Consider the following 16,728-nt stretch of genomic DNA (forward strand, 5'->3'; position numbering starts at 1 on the left):
GTGTCGTCCACAGGGCATCCCACCGGCCGCCGAATGCGAGCACGCTGCCGGGCATGACACCCGACTGCTCGCTCGTCCTGCGTACCCCCTCCGATCTCCTCGCGGCACTGCCGTTCCTGCTCGGCTACCACCCGCGCGACGACCTCGCCCTGGTCGGCCTGCGCGGCCGTGAGCTCGACTTCGGCGCGTGCCTCGACCTGCCGCCGCCGGATCGGTGCGCGGAGACCGCCCGGCAGGTGGCCGCGGCGGTGTCCCGGCAGCGCCCCGACGCGATGGTGATCGTCGGCTACGGGCCGCCCCGGCGGGTCACCCCGGTCGTGCTGTCCGTCGCCGAGGCGCTGCGGGCCGCCGGCGTCCGGATCGACGACGTGCTCCGGGTCGACGACGGCCGCTGGTGGTCGTACCTGTGCGAGGACCCGGGCTGCTGCCCGCCGCAGGGGTCGCCCTGCCCGCCGCCGGACAGCGTGATCGCGGCCTCGGCCACCTACCTCGGCCAGGTCGCCCTGCCCAGCCGGGAGCACCTGGTGGCCCAGGTCGCGGCGGTGCGCGGGCCGGCCCGCAAGGCCATGGCGGCGGCCACCGAACGGGCCCGGATCCGTTTTCCCGAGCTGCTCGACGACGTCCGGCGGATCCGGCGGGCCGGCCGTCTGGCGGTCCGGGACGCCGAGAAGCGGTACCGGTCCGGCGCCGCCCTGACCGACGACGAGGTCGCCTGGCTGGGGTCGCTGCTGGTGGACCGCGGTGTGGAGGACTACGCGCTCGACCGGACCGGCCCTCAGGAGTGGCGGGTCCGGCTCTGGACCGACGTGGTGCGCCGGGTCGAGACGGCGTTCGTGGCGACTCCGGCCTGCCTGCTCGGGTTCGCCGCCTGGCGGCTGGGCCGGGGCGCGCTGGCCCGGGTGGCGGTGGACCGGGCCCTCAGCGCGGAGCCCGGCCACCAGCTGGCCCGGATGCTGTTCGAGATCCTGACCTGCGGAGTCCCTCCGGTCCTGGTGAACCGTCGTGGCGACTGACCGGTCAGGTCAGAACGTGACGCGATGCGCACCCGTGTAGACGTTCATCCGCGGTTCGCGGAGGAAACCGACAAGTGTCATCCCGGCTTCCTCGGCCAGCTCCGCGGCGAGCGTGCTCGGCGCCGACACCGCGGCCAGCATCGGCAGCCCGGCCGTCCACGCCTTCTGGGTGAGCTCGAAACTGGCCCGCCCGGACACCAGCAGCAGATGCCCGGTCAACGGCAGCCGGCCCTCCCGCAACGCCCACCCGAGCACCTTGTCCACCGCGTTGTGCCTGCCCACGTCCTCACGCAGCACCACCAGATCGCCCGCGGCGGTGAAGAGCCCGGCGGCGTGCAGGCCGCCGGTGCGGTCGAAGGTGCGCTGGGCGGCGCGCAACTTCTCCGGCAGGCCGGCGAGCAACCGGGCCGGGATCCGCATCGGGTCGGCGGCCACGTCGAAGTGCGACCGTACGCGTACCGCGTCGATGCTGGCCTTGCCGCAGACCCCGCAGGAACTGGTCGTGTAGAAGTTGCGGCTCGGATCGGTGACCGGCGGCGGCACGCTCGGATCGAGCACGACGTCCACCACGTTGTAGGTGTTCGGCGTGTCTGTGCCGGCGCACAACTGGGCGGTCGTCACATCCCCGGCCCGGCTGATCACGCCCTCGCTGAGCAGGAAGCCCATCGCCAGGTCGATGTCGTGGCCGGGGGTGCGCATGGTCACCGCGAGCGGCTTCTTGCGAACCCGGATCTCCAGCGGCTCCTCGGCCGTCAGGTGGTCCTGGCGGCGGCGGGCGGCCGGCGACACGCTGACATCGATGGTGACCACCGTGCGACGGGTCGTGCTCCTGGCCATAGCGGGAGCTTACGGGGTCCCCGGAAGGCGTCGAACCGAGCGCGTGGTCACGTCCGGCACGTGGTCGGGATACGGTACTCACGTGGGGGGATTCGCGGCGGTGGTCTTGGCCGGTGGTGCGGCACGGCGGATGGGCGGTGCCGACAAACCGGCCCTCGCGGTCGCCGGCCAGTCGATGCTCACCCGGGTGCTGGCGGCGGTGCACGACGCCGACCCCCGTGTCGTGGTGGGCCGGATAGCGCCGGACTTTCCGGTTCCGGTGCACGTCACCCGGGAGGAACCGCCCGGTGGCGGACCGGTCGCGGCGGCCGCGGCGGGGCTCGCCCTGGTGCCGGAGCAGGTCACGTACACCGCCCTGCTCGCCGCCGATCTGCCCCTTCTGACCGGCGAGGCGGTCGACGTGCTGCGGCTGACCCTGGAGTCGGCGCCGATGGAGGGCGCGGTCTACCGGGACACCGACGGGCATCTGCAACTGCTGTGCGGGGTCTGGCGTACGGCCGGTCTGCGCGCCGCCCTCGACCGGGTGGCCGAGGCCCGGGGCGGTCTGCACGGCGCCCCGGTCCGGGCGCTGCTCGATCACTCCCGCGTCGCCGAGGTGTCCTGGCGCCGGCCCGGCCCGCCCCCGTGGTTCGATTGCGACACCGACGACGATCTGCGCACCGCGGAGGAATGGGCCCAATGAGCGAACTCGACCAGTGGGTGACCGAGGTGGCCGCTGAGCTCGGGCTCGGTGACGTCGAGGTGCCGACCAGGGAGGTGCTCGACGTGGCCCGGGATGTCGCGCACAACGTCCTGCGGCCGGGGGCGCCGGTCTCGGCGTACCTGCTGGGGCTCGCCGTGGCCGGGGGCGCCGACCCGGCCGACGCCGCTCAGCGGATCAGCGCGCTGGCGTTGCGCCGCGCCTCCCCGGGAGAGTAGAGGCGGTCCACCCTGGACCCGTATCGCTCGATAGGGTGACGGGAACGGAGGTGCGATCATGACGGCAGAAGGCGCCGCGGGCGAGGCGTACGAAGGCGGTTTGCTCGACGAGCCGACCACGGCCGACCTGAAGGCGAAGGTCACCCAGGCGTGGCGGGAGTTCGCCGCCGCGCTGGCCGGGCTGCTGCCGACCCTGGAGCCGGGCGCGCACATCGACCTGACGCTCGACCCCACCGCCTCGGGCACCGGCACGGCCGTCTATTCGGTCAGCATCCGGGTGCTGCCGGAGGGCGTCATCGAGGCGCTCGCGGTCGGCAACGCGGCGCTGCCGCAGGAGTTCCGGATGGATCGCGCCGCCGTCGCCGACCTGGTCGCGCTCGGCTGGTCGCCGCCGGGCGTGCTGCCGGGCTCGGGCGAGTCGTTCGGGCTGCGCTCGTCGCAGGACCGGGCCGCCCAGGTCGCCACCGTCGTCACCCGCACCCTGCGGGACGTGCACGGCGCCCCGCACCCGGCCTTCCTGGTCTACCTGGTGCACGACGAGGACGACGAGCCGATCGAGTCCACACCGCTCGGCACCGCCCGTCACGAGCCCAGCATCGAGGCCGGGCTGAGCGTGGACGACGACGACGAGGCTCTCGACGCCGTCCTGGCCGAGGTGGCCGGTGACGTGGTGCCGCTGGAGGAGCGGGTCCGCACGGTCGTGGCCACCATGTCGAAGACCACCGTCGACCAGCTCCAGGTCGACGCCGACGGTGACATCGGCATCCGGGCCGGCTCGGCGATGGTCTTCGTACGGGTCCGGGACAACCCGCCCCTGGTCGACGTCTTCTCCCCGATCCTCACCGAGGTCGAGCCGACCGAGCAGCTCTACGTGAAGCTGTCCGAGCTCACCAACCGGATGCCGATCGGCCGCCTCTACTGCGCGCAGGACACCGTCTGGGCGTCGATCCCGGTGTTCGGCCGCAACTTCCAGGCGATCCACCTCATGCTGGCGGTGCAGGTGATGACCGGTCTCGCCGACGAGCTGGACGACCGGCTGCACGGCGAGTTCGGCGGCAAGCGGTTCTTCGGTGAGGGTGACAAGCCGGCGGCGGGCAAGTCCGACGACGAGCACCGCCCCGGCATGTACCTATAGCGGAACCGCGGTCGGCGTCTCCACCAGCCGCGACAGCACCACCATGCTCCGGGTCGAGGTCACGAACGGCTCGGCCCGGAGTCGCTCCAGCGCCTGTTCGAGGTGCCCGATGTCGGCGGCGCGCAGGTGCACCAGCGCGTCCGCCTGCCCGGAGACGGTGTAGGCGCCGACCACCTCGGGATGCCTGCGGGTGGCCACGGTGATCTGCGCCGGTGTGGTGCGCCCGGTGCAGAACAGCTCGACGAACGCCTCGGTGGTCCAGCCCACGGCGGCGGGTTCGATGACGGCGGTGAATCCCTTGATGACTCCGTCGGCGCGCAGTCGATCGACGCGCCTCTTCACCGCGGGTGCCGACAACGACACCTTTGCGCCGATCTCAGCGTACGAAGAGCGGGCGTCCGCGATGAGGAGCGCAATGATTCGCTGGTCGACGGCGTCCATCTGCAACGATTCGCCTCCGAGAAGCAAGATTCATGGCTGTTTGCTGCAACTTAGCCTACCTACCCTTTAACCTCATGAGCTACACGGAGCGCTTGCCGCGAAACAGGACATACCTCATGTGTCCCCCCGAGCATTTCACGGTCGAGTACGCCATCAACCCCTGGATGGACACCACCGTCGCGGTCGACAGCCGTCTCGCCGTCAAGCAGTGGGACCAGCTCCGTACCACCCTCGCCGACCTGGGCCACGTCGTGCACGTGCTCGACCCGGAGCCCGGCCTGCCGGACATGGTCTTCTCCGCCAACGGCGCCTTCTCCGTCGACGGGACCGTCTACGGCGCCCGCTTCCTGTACCCCCAGCGGTCCGCCGAGGCCGCCGCCCACCAGGCGTTCTACCTGGCGAACGAGGGCTGGAACTTCATCTCCCCGGAGCACGTCAACGAGGGCGAGGGCGACTTCGCGTACCTGCCCGCGGCGTACGGCGGCATCGTCCTGGCCGGCTACGGCTTCCGCACCGACCCGGCCGCGCACGCCGAGGCGCAGGAGGTCCTGGGCCGCCCGGTGATCTCGCTGAAGCTGGTCGACCCGGCGTTCTACCACCTGGACACCGCGCTCGCCGCCCTCGACGACCGGCACGTCACCTACTACCCCGGCGCCTTCTCTGAGGCGTCCCAGCAGGTGCTGCGCCAGCTCTTCCCGGACGCCGTCATCGCCGACCGTGCCGACGCCGAGGCGTTCGGCCTCAACCTGGTCAGCGACGGGCGGCACGTGATTCTCAACACGGAGGCCGTCGCGATGGGCCACAAGGTCCGCGAAGCCGGTTACCTCCCCGTTCACGTGGATCTCTCCGAGCTCAAGCGCGGCGGCGGCAGCATCAAGTGCGCGGTAGCCGAACTGCGCCCCTGACGATCTCGAACCGGTGAGCGAAGATGGGCGCATGACCGACGACACCCGTACCACTGAGCACAAGGAAGACGGCTCCGTCATCGTCGTGGGCCCGGACGGCCGCCCGATGGGTACGGTCGAGCCCGACGGCTCGCTCACGCCCGAGGAACCCGGCAACCTCATCGAGCAGCCCGCCAAGGTCATGCGAATCGGCAGCATGATCAAGCAGCTGCTCGAGGAGGTGCGGGCGGCTCCGCTCGACGAGGCGAGCCGAGGCCGGCTGCGGGAGATCCACCAGAGGTCGATCGCCGAGCTCGAGGACGGTCTCGCCCCCGAGTTGCGCGAGGAGCTGGAGCGCCTGTCCCTGCCGTTCGAGGGCGAGACCCCGCCCAGCGAGGCGGAGCTGCGTATCGCCCAGGCCCAGCTGGTCGGCTGGCTGGAAGGCCTCTTCCACGGCATCCAGGCGGCTCTCGTCGCCCAGCAGATGGCCGCCCGCCTGCAGCTCGAGCAGATGCGCGGTGGTGTCCCGGGCCGCCCGGCCCTGCCGATGGGCGGCCTCATTCCGGGCGCCGCCGCTCCCGGCCAGGAGAACGTGCACGGCCGCACCGGCCAATACCTCTAAAAACCCCTTTATCGTACGGGGCCGCCCGTTCCGTAAAATTCGGACTGTTCCGAATGTTCCGCGCGGCCCCGTGCGACTCCAGACCATGCCGCGCCTTCCGGGCGTGAGTGGGGGCTCACCCTCGCCGGTCCCTGCCCACTCACCCTCCCCGCCGCCCCTCCCCGCCGCGGCTCGCGCCCGCGCGGATCTCCCCGGCTGGCGCCCAGCGCTGCCTCGCACTCCCTGAGACAGCCTTGACGGCCGGCTGGATCTTCGCGGCTGGCTCCCAGCGCTGTCTCGCGCTCCCGGAGACAGCCTTCTTGACGGCCGGCTGGATCTTCGCGGCTGGCTCTCAGGGCTGTCTCAAGTCCCCTCGAAACAGCTCCCACGGCCAGCTGGACCACGGAGCTCAGCCCGTCGGGGGCGGCACAGGCGTGAGGCGGCAGATGATCGCGTGGAGCACCGGAGGCGGCCGACCCCCCGTACCCTTCAGAGGTTGAAAAGAGTGCGCAAATAGCGCGCGACGCCGTCCTCGTCGTTGGTGCCGGTCACCTCGTCGGCGATCGCGCGCAGCGCGGGATGCGCATTGCCCACCGCGACGCCCCGGCCCGCCCAGCTCAGCAGCGGAATGTCGTTGGGCATGTCGCCGAAGGCGACGACCTGGTCGGCGGTGATGCCGTGCCGCTCACAGAGCCAGGCCAGCCCGGCGGCCTTGGTGACGCCGGCCGCGGAGATCTCGACGAGCGCCGACGACGACGACCGGGTCGCCTCGGCCCGGTCGCCCAGGGTGCGGCTGACGAGTTCCAGGAAGTCGTCGGGGTCGGCGGTGGCGGAGCGGGCCAGCAGCTTCACGGCGGGGGCCGCGGTCAGCTCCTCCGGGGAGGCGATCACCCGGACCCGGTCGTCGTGCTCCCACCGGATGGTCCACGTGTCCTCGTGCAGGAAGGCGCGGCCGTCCTCGATCTCGACGGCGAGGGAGACGTCCGGAACCGTGTCGCGCAGGCGTTTCACGACGTCGATCAGCAGCTCGCCGGGCAGCGGATCGGCACGCAGCACCTCGTCGGTGTCCGGGTCGTAGATGACCGCGCCGTTCGCGCAGATCGCGGGCAGCGGCGCCGACAACTGGTCGTAGAGCTGGCGGAGCCAGCGCAACGGGCGGCCGGTGACCAGGACCACCGGGACCGGGATCCGCTCCAGCACCTCCCGGGTGCCGGGGGACAGGCTGCGGTCGCTGGTGATCAGGGTGCCGTCGATGTCGGTGGCGACGAGCCGGAAGTCTGCCATCACCTGGACAATAGCCGGTCCAGATAGTGCGCCACGCCGTCCTCGTCATTGGTGAGGGTCACATCGTCGGCCACCGCCAGCAGTGACGGGTGTGCATTGGCGACCGCCACCCGCCCCCAGCCGGCCCAGGCGAACATCGGCAGGTCGTTGGGCATGTCGCCGAAGACCAGCACATCGGACGGGTCGACCCCGATCGACTCGGCGACCACCGACAGGCCGGTGCCCTTGTCCACCGAGGGCGGACAGATCTCCACGTAGTCGAGGCCGGCCTGGGTGACCGTGGCCAGGGCCGGCGGCACGACCCGGTGGGCGATCGCGAGCAGTTCGTCGACGCCCAGCTCGAACGACCGGGCGAACGCCTTGATCACTTCGCTGTCGAGGCACTCGGCACGTGACCGGGACTCCACGGTCACCGGGAAACGCCAGGTCGGGTCGTAGTCGCCCCAGAGCGGGGCGTCGTCGTGCTCCAACGCCTCGAACATCACCGACAGCGGCCCGGCCACCGACTCCAGCGAGTCGAGCACCCGGCCGAGCGCCGGGCCGGGCAGGCGCGCCTGCCGCAGGTAGCGGGAGTCCTCCAGGTCGAGCACCCAGCCACCCTGGGCGAGCACGAGGAAGTCGGCGACCCGGATGTCGTTGCGGGTGAGGGAGGTGAGGCGGGGGCCGCGGCCGGTGGCGGCGACGATCCGGATGCCGGCGGCGCGGACCCGGTCGAGGATCTCGTGCGTGTAGGCCGAGACGGTGTTGTCACTGCGGACCAGGGTGCCGTCCAGATCCGTGGCGATCAGCTTGGGGAGCCCGGGCTTCATCGGAACCTCCGAGGGTCGGCTGACCCCCGCGGAGGGCGGAAGGAGAACGGTACACCTGATCGGCTACCAGCTGCCATGACATCCGGTAGCCGATCGATGACAAGGTCGTTACCGGGCCGGTTCCAGGACCTCACGGCCGAGGAAGGGCTGCAGCGCCTTCGGCACCCGCACCGAGCCGTCCGGCTGCTGGTGGTTCTCCAGGATCGGGATGAGCCAGCGGGTGGTGGCGAGCGTCCCGTTCAGCGTGGCGGCGATCTGCGGCTTGCCGTCCGCGTCCCGGTATCGGACGTTGAGCCGCCGCGCCTGGAAGGTGGTGCAGTTCGACGTCGAGGTGACCTCGCGGTACCGGCCCTGCGACGGCACCCACGCCTCGCAGTCGTACTTGCGGACCGCGCTCGACCCGAGGTCACCGGCGGCCACGTCGATCACCCGATACGGGATCTCGACCTTGGCCAGCATCTCCTCCTCCATGGCGAGCAGCCGCAGGTGCTCGGCCTCCGCCTCCTCGGGACGGCAGAACGAGAACATCTCCACCTTGTCGAACTGGTGGACCCGCAGGATGCCGCGCACGTCCTTGCCGTGTGAGCCGGCCTCCCGCCGGTAGCACGTCGACCAGCCGGCGAACCGCGACGGCCCGCCGCTCAGGTCGATGATCTCGTTCGAGTGGTACGCCGCGAGCGCCACCTCCGAGGTGCCGACCAGGTAGAGGTCGTCCGCTTCGAGCCGGTAGACCTCGCTGGCGTGCGAGCCGAGGAAGCCGGTGCCCTCCATCGACTCCGGCCGCACCAGGGTGGGCGTGATCGACGGCGTGAAACCGTGCTCGACCGCCTGCTGGATGGCCAGTTGCAGCATCCCGAGCTGGAGCAGGGCGCCCACACCGGTGAGGAAGTAGAACCGCGACCCGGACACCTTGGCCCCGCGCTCGGTGTCGATGGCCCGCAGCGCCTCACCGATCTCCAGATGGTCCCGCGGTGCGGCGATCTGCGGCTTGTCGCCGACCTCGCGCAGCACGACGAAGTCGTCCTCGCCGCCGGGCGGGGCGCCTACGGTCACGTTCGGCACGGCGAGGTGAGCGCGGCGCAGTGCCTGGTCGGCCTCGCCGGCGGCGGCTTCGGCCGCCTTCACCTCAACGGCCAATTCCTTGGTACGCGCGAGCAGCGCGGCCCGCTCGTCCCCGGAAGCCTTGGCGACCTCCTTGCCGATGGACTTCTGCTCCGCCCGGACCGTCTCGAACCGCTGTGTGGCGGCCCGGCGCTCCTCGTCGGCACGCAGCAGGTCGTCCACGAGCTCGGTGGACTCTCCGCGCAGCCGCTGGCTGGCGCGGATCAGGTCGGGGTCGTCACGAAGCAGACGCAGGTCAATCACGGTTGTCGAGCGTACCGGCGTCCCGGCCCGATCATCACCCGGATATCCCCGGGTGTCACGATCGGTGTGGCTGGTCCAGCTCACCGGGCAGCGACGCGAACGGTGCGGTCGGGGCGATGCTCAGGTCGAGGTCGTCCGGGCCGCTCTCCACCGGGGCCGGTTCGGTGATCTCGCGCGGGCGGGGCTCGGGCAGGCGCAGCGCGGCCATCGCCAGGACCACGGCGGCGAACGCGCACCACAGGCCGCGGCCGGGGGCGATCGTCAGGTTCTCGTCGGCCAGGTCGACGAGGAAGTACTTCGGGATGATGAGGCTGGTGTCCCCGATCACCGGAACCAGCGTCACCAGCATCGCGAACAGCAGGCCCCCGGTGGCCAGACCGGCGAGCCGGGCGTAGCGGCGGCCCTCGGCCGGACCGAAAAGGGTCAGCACGACCGTGATCGTCAGCAGGAACAGCCCGATCAGGTAGCCGCCGCCGGCCGCGCCCATGTCGACCAGTTCGGTACGCACGACACGCTGACCGGGCAGGGAGCCGTCGCCGTACGCCAGCCCTTCCAGATCGGTGGTCTGCCACTCGGAGATCAGCGAGCCGAATGCCGCCGCCGCGGCGAGCACCGCGGTCAGAACCGGAAGCCGATGGTCCCTCCCGAGGTCACGGAGGAAGCTTCGCCGCTCGGGGGCGCCGAACGAGATGACCGATTCCTGCGACATGGGATCCATCATGACCCCAGCCCGGTCTGCGAACCAACGAGCCGGATATCGGATAGCGTCGGGGACATGCCTATTCGTTCTTCTTCTGCCCGCTGGGAAGGGAACCTCGTCGAGGGTTCCGGCACTGTCAAGACCGGCAAGGGCGGCCTCCAGGGCGCCTACTCCTTCAAGTCGCGCTTCGAGGAGGGCGAGGGGACCAACCCCGAGGAGTTGATCGCGGCCGCGCACGCCGGCTGCTTCTCGATGGCCTTCTCGAAGGGCCTCGCCGACGCGGGCTTCACGCCCACCTCGGTGGAGACCGTCGCGAAGGTCCACTTGGACAAGACCGACGCCGGGTTCGGCGTCTCCCGCATCGACCTGGAGACGGTCGGCGACGTCCCGGGGATCGACGACGCCAAGTTCCAGGAGCTGGCGCAGGGCGCCAAGGAGAACTGCCCGATCTCGCGCCTGCTCAGCCCGGGCGCGGAGATCAGCCTGGTCGCCAAGCTGTCCTGAGGCACTCCGGCGCGGCCGGGCACCGGTCGCGCCGGAAATCCGGAAACCCGGGCACAATGGGCTCGTGCCGGTCGAGATGAGTCCAGAACGCTTCGAGGAGTTGGTGGGCGAGGCCCTCGATGAGGTCCCCGTCGAGTTGATGTCGTTGATGAACAACGTGGTCTTCCTGGTGGAGGACCTTCCCCCGGGCGGCGGTGACGACCTGCTCGGGGTGTACGAGGGGGTCGCCCTCACCGAACGCGGCTGGGACTACGCCGGTGCGCTGCCCGACCGGATCACCATCTTCCGGCTGCCCACCCTCAAGGTGTGCGACACCGAGGAGGACGTGGTGGACGAGGTCGCGATCACCGTGGTGCACGAGATCGCCCACCACTTCGGCATCGACGACCAGCGGCTTCACGAGCTCGGCTGGGCCTGACCGGCCGGGTCAGCTCCCCGAGCGCAGCCGCTCCAGCCAGGCCGCCGAGTCGGCGAAGTCGTCGTCGGAGAGGCCGGGCGGGGCGGCCACCGGCGCCTCGGGCTGGAGGCGGTGCTTCGGGTAGCTGCCGAGGAAACGGACCTCGGCGCAGATCCGGCGGAGCCCCTGCAGTGCTTCGCCGAGACGCGGCTCGGCCACGTGCCCGGTGCAGTCGAGGAAGAACACGTACGTCCCGAGCTGCTCCCCGGTCGGCCGCGACTCGATCCGGGACAGGTTGATGCCCCGCACCGCCAGCTCGGTCAGCACCGCGAGCAGCGCCCCCACCTGATCGTGGCGGATCGACACGGCCAGGGAGGTGACGTCGTCCCCGGTCGGGGCGGCCGGTGGGCCGGGCCGGGTGAGCAGCGCGAAACGGGTGACCGCCTCGGCCCGGTCGGCGATCTTCTCGGCCAGCACCGTGAGCCCGTTGCGGCCCACCCCGATCGGGGCGCAGATGGCCGCGTCGTACTCCCCGGTGGCGGCGCTGATCGCGGCCGCCGCGTTGGACAGCACGTCGACGACGACCGCGTCCGGCACGTTCGCCTGGAGCCAGTGCCGGCACTGGGCGGACGCCTGCGGGTGCGCGGCGATCGACCGGATCGCGGCGAGCGGCGCCGCCGTCCGCGCTCCGAGCACGAACTCGACCGGCAGCAGCACCTCGCGCGTGATCATCAGCGGGCTGCCGGTGATCAGCTCGTCCAGGGTGACCGGGACCGCCCCGCCGACCGAATTCTCCAGGGGAACGAGTGCCGCGTCCGCCGCGCCGCTGCGCACCGCCTCGAGCGCCTCGGGCACGCTCCGGGCCGGGGTGCGCTCGCCCTGCTCGGCGGCGGGGATGGTGCGCAGAGCGGCCTCGGTGAAGGTGCCCTCCGGGCCGAGGTATGCGAAACGGACAGGCATTCCCGGAAGTCTAATCACTCACCGCAGGCGAGCACCCGGATCCCGGCCGGCGCCTCCGCCTTCACCCGGGGGTTGCACACGTCGGTGCCGGCGGTGACGATCGCGAGGGTCGCGCCCTTGCCGGTGGTGACGACCGACAGCGGCTCGGCGGACTCGGCGCCGACCAGGCCGGCCGTGGCGAAGGCCCACGTGCCCGCGCAGTACGGCCCGTCGGTGACGGTCAGCTCCTTGTCCGGCACCGCCGGGCTCTCCTTGAGCTCGGTGACGATCTGTGCCGCGGTCGGCTCGCCGGTGCACCGGGGCGCGTGTGACCGCGTCGGGCTCGGGCTGGGGGTGGCGGTGGTCGGCACCGTCGTCCGGACCGGAGTCGTGGTGTAGACGGTGGTCGGCGGTGTGTACGTCGGCATCGTCGTCGGCAGGGTGGTCGGCAGGGTGGCCGGGGCCGCGCCGGACGCCGGAGGGGCAGCGCTCAACCGGGGCAGGGAAGGGCTGGTGGGCAGCGCCTCGGGCGGGGCGCCACAGGAGGCGCTCAGCAGCAGCGCTCCCACCACCAGGGGAAGGTGACCTGTGCGGGGGGACACGCGCTCATGGTATGAGCCGAGAGGTCAGCTGGCGATCCGATGACCCGCCGCGGCGAGCGTGTTGATCGCTTCGGTCAGCCGCACGGTCGGGACCAGCAGATAGTCCGTGTCGTACGTCGAGAAGGTCACGATGTTGACCCGGGCCTCGGCCAGCGGCCCGACCAGCGACGCGAGCACCCCGGTCATGGCCAGGTTGAGGTCGGCGACGCGCAGACACCGCCAGGCCGTGTCGGCGACCGCGTTCTCGGGCACCCGGTCGTTCGGGCAGATCACCGAGAGCTCGTCGACGCCCCAGGTCACCGAGATGACGCTCTTGTCGTCCGGACCTGCGGTGAGCGAGGCGGGCAGGGTCGAGCCGGCCGGAAGCCGACACACCGCGTATTCACCCGGTAACAGGTCTAGATCGAGCATGTTGGCAGACTACGTTGCGGATCTGTAACGTCCAATGCCCGCCAAGTGCGTTGAACACCACACCGGCGCGGACAAAAGGGACGTCAGTAGCGTACCGGGGACAGGAAGGTCAGTGTCCCGCCGATCCGGTCACCCGCCTGGAGTGGCGTGGAGACGGCGTCGACGGTGAGCGCGGGCACACCGTCACCCGGCACGACCCGCATGAGGCCCCGGGCCAGCCGTTCACTGCGCAGCGCCAGCAGCGGCGGGATGTTCTCCGCCTCGGGCTCCTCCAGACGGCCACCGCCGGCCGTGAAGTCGATGAGGTGCAGCGCGGCGTTGAGCCGTTGACCGATCGCGTCGGCCGGTTTGCCCAGGCCGAGCAGTTCACTGCCGGACGGCGACACCGCGAGTATCGAGCCGTTGACGTCGATCACCAGGCACGGCTCGGCGGCCACCGCGACCGTCATCGACCAGCGCTCGACGCTGGTGACGAACTCGGCCTCGGACGGTGTGCGGGCCTGGGGTACGAACGCTCCCGAGAGGGAGAGCTCAACATGCGCCACCGGCTCCTCCTCGTTCGTGTGGACGTCGCTGACCGGCGCGGAACGTCGGTCAGCGACGGCGTCGCAGCGAACGTTACCGGCGGCTCAGCCGCTTGTCAGCGGCCGTCTGTCCGTTGCCGTACGAAGAGTAGTCGTGGTTCGGGCGCCAGGGCGCGTTCGACCAGGTGCCCGGGTGCTGGGCGACGGCGGTCAGCTTGGCCGCGGTGGCCGGGGAGATCTTCCCGCCCCCGGCGATCAGGAGGCGGTCGAGCTCCTTGTCGGTGGAGACCAGGCAGTCCTTCGGCAGGCCGTGGACGCTGATCACACCGGAGCCGACGAACGTCAGCACGGCCGTCACCGGGACGTTGAGACCCACGACGGCGGAGATCGCCTTGGCGGCACGGCGCGCGTCACGACGGGCCTCGGCCACATACTCCGGGCGCTTCCCGTTGATCTGGACGACGTCACCGGCGATCAGCACGCGGGAGCGGCCGTGGTCGGCCACCGTGACGGCGTAGACACCGCCGGGTCCGATGGCGAGGAATCCGGCACGCTCGTCGGCCGGGTTCGGTTCGTAGTACGCGTTGGTCAGGTCGGTCCGCGGCCAGTCGACGATGTGCCAGTTCGGCCCGAGGCGGTCGAGGCGGGTGAGAGCGCGTGCTCCGGCGGCCTCGATGCGGCGGGCGCCACGTTCGGCGCGGCGACGGCGGGCCCACTCGGCCGGCGTGGTCATCCGCTGCGTGTCCTCCAGCAGGGACGAGGTCCGGTCGACGGTGGCGAGGGTTTGGGACGACATGGGCAGCGCGGGGCGGGCGGGGAAGACAGTCACTGCAGACCTCCGGCAAAAGGTCAGTCGGGCTCTCTTTTCCAACTACCGTACGTGCTCGTTCCCCTACAGAACAGGGTCACAGGGCGGGAAAGAAAGAGAATGAGTGTGGATGAATGACATATTCACGACAACGTCTTCTTTCGCATGGTGCATCGTCGCACCTTCTCAAGCTATCGCTCCGCCCGGCCGGATGCATGACTGTCCCAAGATCTAGTCAGAACGTCACGGCCCGATCGCGCTCGGTACCGGCTAACGTCGGCCGTGTGTACGTGGACAGTGAAGTCAGTCGCCTCCGTACCGTACTGCTGCACCGGCCAGGATCGGAACTGGCGAGACTGACCCCGCGCAACAACGACTCGTTGCTCTTCGACGGCATCCCCTGGGTGAGCCGTGCCCAGGAGGAGCACGACGCCTTCGCGGAGGCGCTCCGGAGCCGCGGCGTCGAGGTCCTTCATCTGGGTGACCTGATCGCCGAGACGCTGACCCTGCCGGAGGCCCGTGCCGAGCTGACCGCCGGCGTGCTCGCCGACCGCCGCCTCGGCGACGCGCTGCGCGCCACGGTGGCCGACTATCTCGCCGATCTGGAACCCGCGCGGCTGGCCGAGGTGCTGATCGCCGGGCTCGCGCACGAGGAGATCAAGTCCGGTGGAGGCGGTCTGGTCTACGAGATGATGAACCGGCTGGACTTCGTCATCGACCCGCTGCCCAATCTGCTGTTCACCCGCGACTCGTCGGTCTGGATCGGGGACCGGGTGGCGGTCACCAGCCTGGCCATGCCGGCGCGCCGCCGCGAGACCACCCTCACCCACGCCATCTACCGGCATCATCCGCGGTTCGCCGGCACCGAGCTGCTCTTCGACCCCTCGCTGGAACACGTCGAGGGCGGCGACGTGCTGGTCCTGGCGCCGCGGGTGCTGGCCATCGGCGTCGGCGAGCGGACCACCCCGGCCGGCGCCGAACGCCTCGCCCAGCGGGTCATCGCGGCCGGCCTCGCGCACACCGTGCTGGCTGTCCCGATCGCTCAGGAACGCGCCACCATGCATCTGGACACCGTCTGCACCATGGTGGACGTCGACGCCGTCGTGATGTACCCCAACATCGCACACACCCTGGAGGCCTGGACCGTCACCGAGCTGAAGGTCGCTCCGCCCCGGCCGTTCCTGGAGGCCGCCGCCGAGGCGATGGGCATCGACCGGCTCCGGGTGATCGATACCGGTCTCGACCCGGTCACCGCCGAACGCGAACAGTGGGACGACGGCAACAACACCCTGGCCATCGCGCCGCGGCTCTGCGTCGCCTACGAACGCAACGTCGAAACCAACGCCCAGCTCGAACGCGCCGGCATCGAGGTGGTCCGGATCAGCGGCAGCGAACTCGGCTCCGGCCGAGGCGGCCCGAGATGCATGAGCTGCCCCATCGAACGAGACCCGCTCTAAAGATCAGAACCAGACTGTCGACCGGCGCAAGCCGCCGCCTGCCGATATCCACCCACGCAGCCCTGCGGTGAAGAGGGCAACCAGAGTCGCAGTGCGCCCGCTCGTGTCGAGGGCCCCGAAATCGGCTAGCGAAGCGTGGTCGATTTCGGCGCCCTCGACACGAGCTCAAGGGGCGCACTGCAGCCGAGCGGAGCGAGGCAATTCAACGCAGCGTCAGCTGGCGGCCGATCAGGCCCTGTTTGGCGCGGCGAGCCGCGGCGTCCAGGGGGCCGTCGACGGAGAGGGTGTCGGCGTACCGCTTGGCGAAGTCGGCCAGCGCCGCCTCGAAGTCGGCGCCCTCCGGCTCGCCCGGGAGGTCCCACACCGGAACCAGCAGGCCGTGCGCCCGGAACATGCCGGCGAACTTGGTGTCCTCGCCGAGCAGCAGCTCCCCGGCGGCGGACAGCCGGGCCAGGGTGTCCAGCGCCCGGTCCTCCGGCTCGCTCAGCACCCAGCGGATGTGGCTCTTGTCCGGCGCCACGCGGCACCAGTAGGCGGCCTTGGCCGCGGCCATCCGCACGGTCGGGTAGATCGAGGCGTTGGCCCGCTCCAGCGACGCCTTCACGGTGGCGTCCTGCATCTGGTCGGCGTCCAGCCAGTACTCGAAACCGTCGTGCATGGTGATCTCGAGCGACCCGTCGACGAGCAGATCCTGCAGGCGCAGGCCCTCGCCGGGCAGGGCCGGCACGGAGACCGTGTTGCCCGGCTCGGTGGACAGCGCGTTCAGGACGGCGACGGCCAGGTCGCGGGAGACGTCACCGGACTGGACGTGCCGTTGCAGACCGATCAGGACCTTGCCGTCCCGGCGGGACATGGCCGGCCACGCCATCGGCAGCACGGTGGAGAGGGTCACCGAGCGGTCGCCGTACTCCTCGACGATCTCCGGTTTCAGGGTCAGCGGTGCGGAGGCGGCCGGGACCAGCTCACGCAGGGCGACCCATTCCGGCTCGTCGGCCAGGCCCTCGAAGGGCCGGGCGACGAAGATGTCGCGCACCTTCGTCTTCGGTGCGGTTTCGCGGGACTTGCGACGCTTGCTCACGGGGAACCAGCGTAAGCGCCC

General features: G+C 71.0%; 21 protein-coding genes. 9 read left to right on the top strand and 12 right to left on the bottom strand.

Annotated elements, in window-relative coordinates; translation table 11 throughout:
* Positions 1–53 precede the first annotated feature (53 nt).
* Entirely contained in the window at positions 54–1,013 is a 960-nt protein-coding gene (locus tag J5X75_RS18010; protein WP_208468562.1) for a DUF4192 domain-containing protein, read from the top strand.
* A 9-nt stretch (positions 1,014–1,022) separates the two neighbouring features.
* Here the strand turns inward: J5X75_RS18010 and fdhD are convergent, their stop codons facing one another.
* Entirely contained in the window at positions 1,023–1,850 is an 828-nt protein-coding gene (fdhD, locus tag J5X75_RS18015; protein ID WP_208468563.1) for a formate dehydrogenase accessory sulfurtransferase FdhD, read from the bottom strand.
* 82 nt (positions 1,851–1,932) lie between these two features.
* On the opposite strand from fdhD, the gene J5X75_RS18020 reads away from it, so the two are divergent.
* The 3 genes from J5X75_RS18020 to J5X75_RS18030 are packed head-to-tail and all read left to right on the top strand — an operon-like array spanning position 1,933 to position 3,903.
* Positions 1,933–2,532 carry an NTP transferase domain-containing protein gene (locus tag J5X75_RS18020; protein ID WP_307798138.1) on the top strand — a complete coding sequence of 200 codons (600 nt, stop codon included), beginning with the start codon at positions 1,933–1,935 and terminating at the stop codon, positions 2,530–2,532.
* Positions 2,529–2,768: a DUF6457 domain-containing protein gene (locus J5X75_RS18025; protein WP_208468565.1), complete on the top strand. Its 240-nt coding sequence runs from the start codon at positions 2,529–2,531 to the stop codon at positions 2,766–2,768. The genes J5X75_RS18020 and J5X75_RS18025 overlap by 4 nt, the downstream gene beginning before the upstream one ends.
* 58 nt (positions 2,769–2,826) lie before the next feature.
* Positions 2,827–3,903, top strand: coding sequence for a T3SS (YopN, CesT) and YbjN peptide-binding chaperone 1 (locus J5X75_RS18030; RefSeq protein ID WP_208468566.1), 1,077 nt, complete (start codon positions 2,827–2,829; stop codon positions 3,901–3,903).
* On the opposite strand, the gene J5X75_RS18035 is transcribed toward J5X75_RS18030, so the two are convergent.
* On the bottom strand, positions 3,898–4,350 hold the full coding sequence (locus J5X75_RS18035) for an Lrp/AsnC family transcriptional regulator (protein WP_208468745.1): 453 nt from the start codon (positions 4,348–4,350) through the stop codon (positions 3,898–3,900). The genes J5X75_RS18030 and J5X75_RS18035 overlap by 6 nt on opposite strands.
* A 68-nt stretch (positions 4,351–4,418) precedes the next feature.
* On the opposite strand from J5X75_RS18035, the gene ddaH reads away from it, so the two are divergent.
* Together ddaH and J5X75_RS18045 are read left to right on the top strand one after the other, a co-directional pair.
* A complete protein-coding gene (gene ddaH / locus J5X75_RS18040; protein WP_208468567.1) occupies positions 4,419–5,249 on the top strand; it encodes a dimethylargininase in 831 nt (276 codons plus the stop codon).
* Between the two features lie 31 nt (positions 5,250–5,280).
* The gene (locus J5X75_RS18045; protein WP_208468568.1) at positions 5,281–5,850 is read left to right on the top strand and encodes a bacterial proteasome activator family protein; all 570 of its coding nucleotides are present in this window, start codon (positions 5,281–5,283) and stop codon (positions 5,848–5,850) included.
* Positions 5,851–6,318: 468 nt separating this feature from the next.
* Here the strand turns inward: J5X75_RS18045 and J5X75_RS18050 are convergent, their stop codons facing one another.
* From J5X75_RS18050 to J5X75_RS18065, 4 genes are all read right to left on the bottom strand, one after another.
* Positions 6,319–7,113 carry an HAD family hydrolase gene (locus J5X75_RS18050; RefSeq protein WP_208468569.1) on the bottom strand — a complete coding sequence of 265 codons (795 nt, stop codon included), beginning with the start codon at positions 7,111–7,113 and terminating at the stop codon, positions 6,319–6,321.
* Complete coding sequence (locus tag J5X75_RS18055) at positions 7,113–7,922, bottom strand: HAD family hydrolase (protein WP_208468570.1); 810 nt, start codon at positions 7,920–7,922, stop codon at positions 7,113–7,115. Before J5X75_RS18055 ends, J5X75_RS18050 begins: the two co-directional genes overlap by 1 nt.
* A gap of 108 nt (positions 7,923–8,030) precedes the next feature.
* On the bottom strand, positions 8,031–9,287 hold the full coding sequence (gene serS, locus J5X75_RS18060; protein ID WP_208468571.1) for a serine--tRNA ligase: 1,257 nt from the start codon (positions 9,285–9,287) through the stop codon (positions 8,031–8,033).
* Positions 9,288–9,342: 55 nt separating this feature from the next.
* Complete coding sequence (locus J5X75_RS18065; RefSeq protein ID WP_208468572.1) at positions 9,343–9,996, bottom strand: hypothetical protein; 654 nt, start codon at positions 9,994–9,996, stop codon at positions 9,343–9,345.
* A 66-nt stretch (positions 9,997–10,062) separates the two neighbouring features.
* On the opposite strand from J5X75_RS18065, the gene J5X75_RS18070 reads away from it, so the two are divergent.
* Entirely contained in the window at positions 10,063–10,491 is a 429-nt protein-coding gene (locus J5X75_RS18070) for an OsmC family protein (protein WP_208468573.1), read from the top strand.
* A 76-nt stretch (positions 10,492–10,567) separates the two neighbouring features.
* Positions 10,568–10,909 carry a metallopeptidase family protein gene (locus J5X75_RS18075; RefSeq protein WP_208468746.1) on the top strand — a complete coding sequence of 114 codons (342 nt, stop codon included), beginning with the start codon at positions 10,568–10,570 and terminating at the stop codon, positions 10,907–10,909.
* A gap of 9 nt (positions 10,910–10,918) precedes the next feature.
* Here J5X75_RS18075 and pheA read toward each other — a convergent pair whose 3' ends face one another.
* The 5 genes from pheA to J5X75_RS18100 form a co-directional block, all read right to left on the bottom strand.
* Complete coding sequence (gene pheA / locus J5X75_RS18080; protein ID WP_208468574.1) at positions 10,919–11,848, bottom strand: prephenate dehydratase; 930 nt, start codon at positions 11,846–11,848, stop codon at positions 10,919–10,921.
* Positions 11,849–11,862: 14 nt separating this feature from the next.
* On the bottom strand, positions 11,863–12,429 hold the full coding sequence (locus J5X75_RS18085; RefSeq protein WP_208468575.1) for a hypothetical protein: 567 nt from the start codon (positions 12,427–12,429) through the stop codon (positions 11,863–11,865).
* A 24-nt stretch (positions 12,430–12,453) separates the two neighbouring features.
* Positions 12,454–12,840, bottom strand: a complete 387-nt coding sequence (locus J5X75_RS18090; RefSeq protein WP_208468576.1) for an ACT domain-containing protein — start codon at positions 12,838–12,840, stop codon at positions 12,454–12,456.
* An 83-nt stretch (positions 12,841–12,923) separates the two neighbouring features.
* On the bottom strand, positions 12,924–13,385 hold the full coding sequence (locus J5X75_RS18095) for a PAS domain-containing protein (RefSeq protein ID WP_208468577.1): 462 nt from the start codon (positions 13,383–13,385) through the stop codon (positions 12,924–12,926).
* Positions 13,386–13,458: 73 nt separating this feature from the next.
* On the bottom strand, positions 13,459–14,193 hold the full coding sequence (locus tag J5X75_RS18100; protein ID WP_208468578.1) for a hypothetical protein: 735 nt from the start codon (positions 14,191–14,193) through the stop codon (positions 13,459–13,461).
* 269 nt (positions 14,194–14,462) lie between these two features.
* Between J5X75_RS18100 and J5X75_RS18105 the strand changes: the two genes are divergently transcribed.
* The gene (locus J5X75_RS18105) at positions 14,463–15,629 is read left to right on the top strand and encodes an arginine deiminase (protein WP_307798152.1); all 1,167 of its coding nucleotides are present in this window, start codon (positions 14,463–14,465) and stop codon (positions 15,627–15,629) included.
* 202 nt (positions 15,630–15,831) lie between these two features.
* Here the strand turns inward: J5X75_RS18105 and J5X75_RS18110 are convergent, their stop codons facing one another.
* Positions 15,832–16,707, bottom strand: a complete 876-nt coding sequence (locus J5X75_RS18110; RefSeq protein ID WP_208468580.1) for a DUF5926 family protein — start codon at positions 16,705–16,707, stop codon at positions 15,832–15,834.
* Between the last annotated feature and the right edge of the window lie 21 nt (positions 16,708–16,728).

This window comes from Actinoplanes flavus (genome assembly GCF_017592555.1).
GTDB classification, from domain to species: Bacteria; Actinomycetota; Actinomycetes; order Mycobacteriales; family Micromonosporaceae; genus Actinoplanes; species Actinoplanes flavus.

Excerpts from the sequence above, each read along its gene's own strand:
- J5X75_RS18010 (WP_208468562.1), top strand. The coding sequence starts at position 54 with ATGACACCCGACTGCTCGCTCGTCCTGCGTACCCCCTCCGATCTCCTC.
- fdhD (WP_208468563.1), bottom strand. The coding sequence starts at position 1,850 with ATGGCCAGGAGCACGACCCGTCGCACGGTGGTCACCATCGATGTCAGC.
- J5X75_RS18025 (WP_208468565.1), top strand. The coding sequence starts at position 2,529 with ATGAGCGAACTCGACCAGTGGGTGACCGAGGTGGCCGCTGAGCTCGGG.
- J5X75_RS18030 (WP_208468566.1), top strand. The coding sequence starts at position 2,827 with ATGACGGCAGAAGGCGCCGCGGGCGAGGCGTACGAAGGCGGTTTGCTC.
- ddaH (WP_208468567.1), top strand. The coding sequence starts at position 4,419 with ATGAGCTACACGGAGCGCTTGCCGCGAAACAGGACATACCTCATGTGT.
- J5X75_RS18045 (WP_208468568.1), top strand. The coding sequence starts at position 5,281 with ATGACCGACGACACCCGTACCACTGAGCACAAGGAAGACGGCTCCGTC.
- J5X75_RS18050 (WP_208468569.1), bottom strand. The coding sequence starts at position 7,113 with ATGGCAGACTTCCGGCTCGTCGCCACCGACATCGACGGCACCCTGATC.
- J5X75_RS18055 (WP_208468570.1), bottom strand. The coding sequence starts at position 7,922 with ATGAAGCCCGGGCTCCCCAAGCTGATCGCCACGGATCTGGACGGCACC.
- J5X75_RS18065 (WP_208468572.1), bottom strand. The coding sequence starts at position 9,996 with ATGTCGCAGGAATCGGTCATCTCGTTCGGCGCCCCCGAGCGGCGAAGC.
- J5X75_RS18070 (WP_208468573.1), top strand. The coding sequence starts at position 10,063 with ATGCCTATTCGTTCTTCTTCTGCCCGCTGGGAAGGGAACCTCGTCGAG.
- J5X75_RS18075 (WP_208468746.1), top strand. The coding sequence starts at position 10,568 with ATGAGTCCAGAACGCTTCGAGGAGTTGGTGGGCGAGGCCCTCGATGAG.
- pheA (WP_208468574.1), bottom strand. The coding sequence starts at position 11,848 with ATGCCTGTCCGTTTCGCATACCTCGGCCCGGAGGGCACCTTCACCGAG.
- J5X75_RS18090 (WP_208468576.1), bottom strand. The coding sequence starts at position 12,840 with ATGCTCGATCTAGACCTGTTACCGGGTGAATACGCGGTGTGTCGGCTT.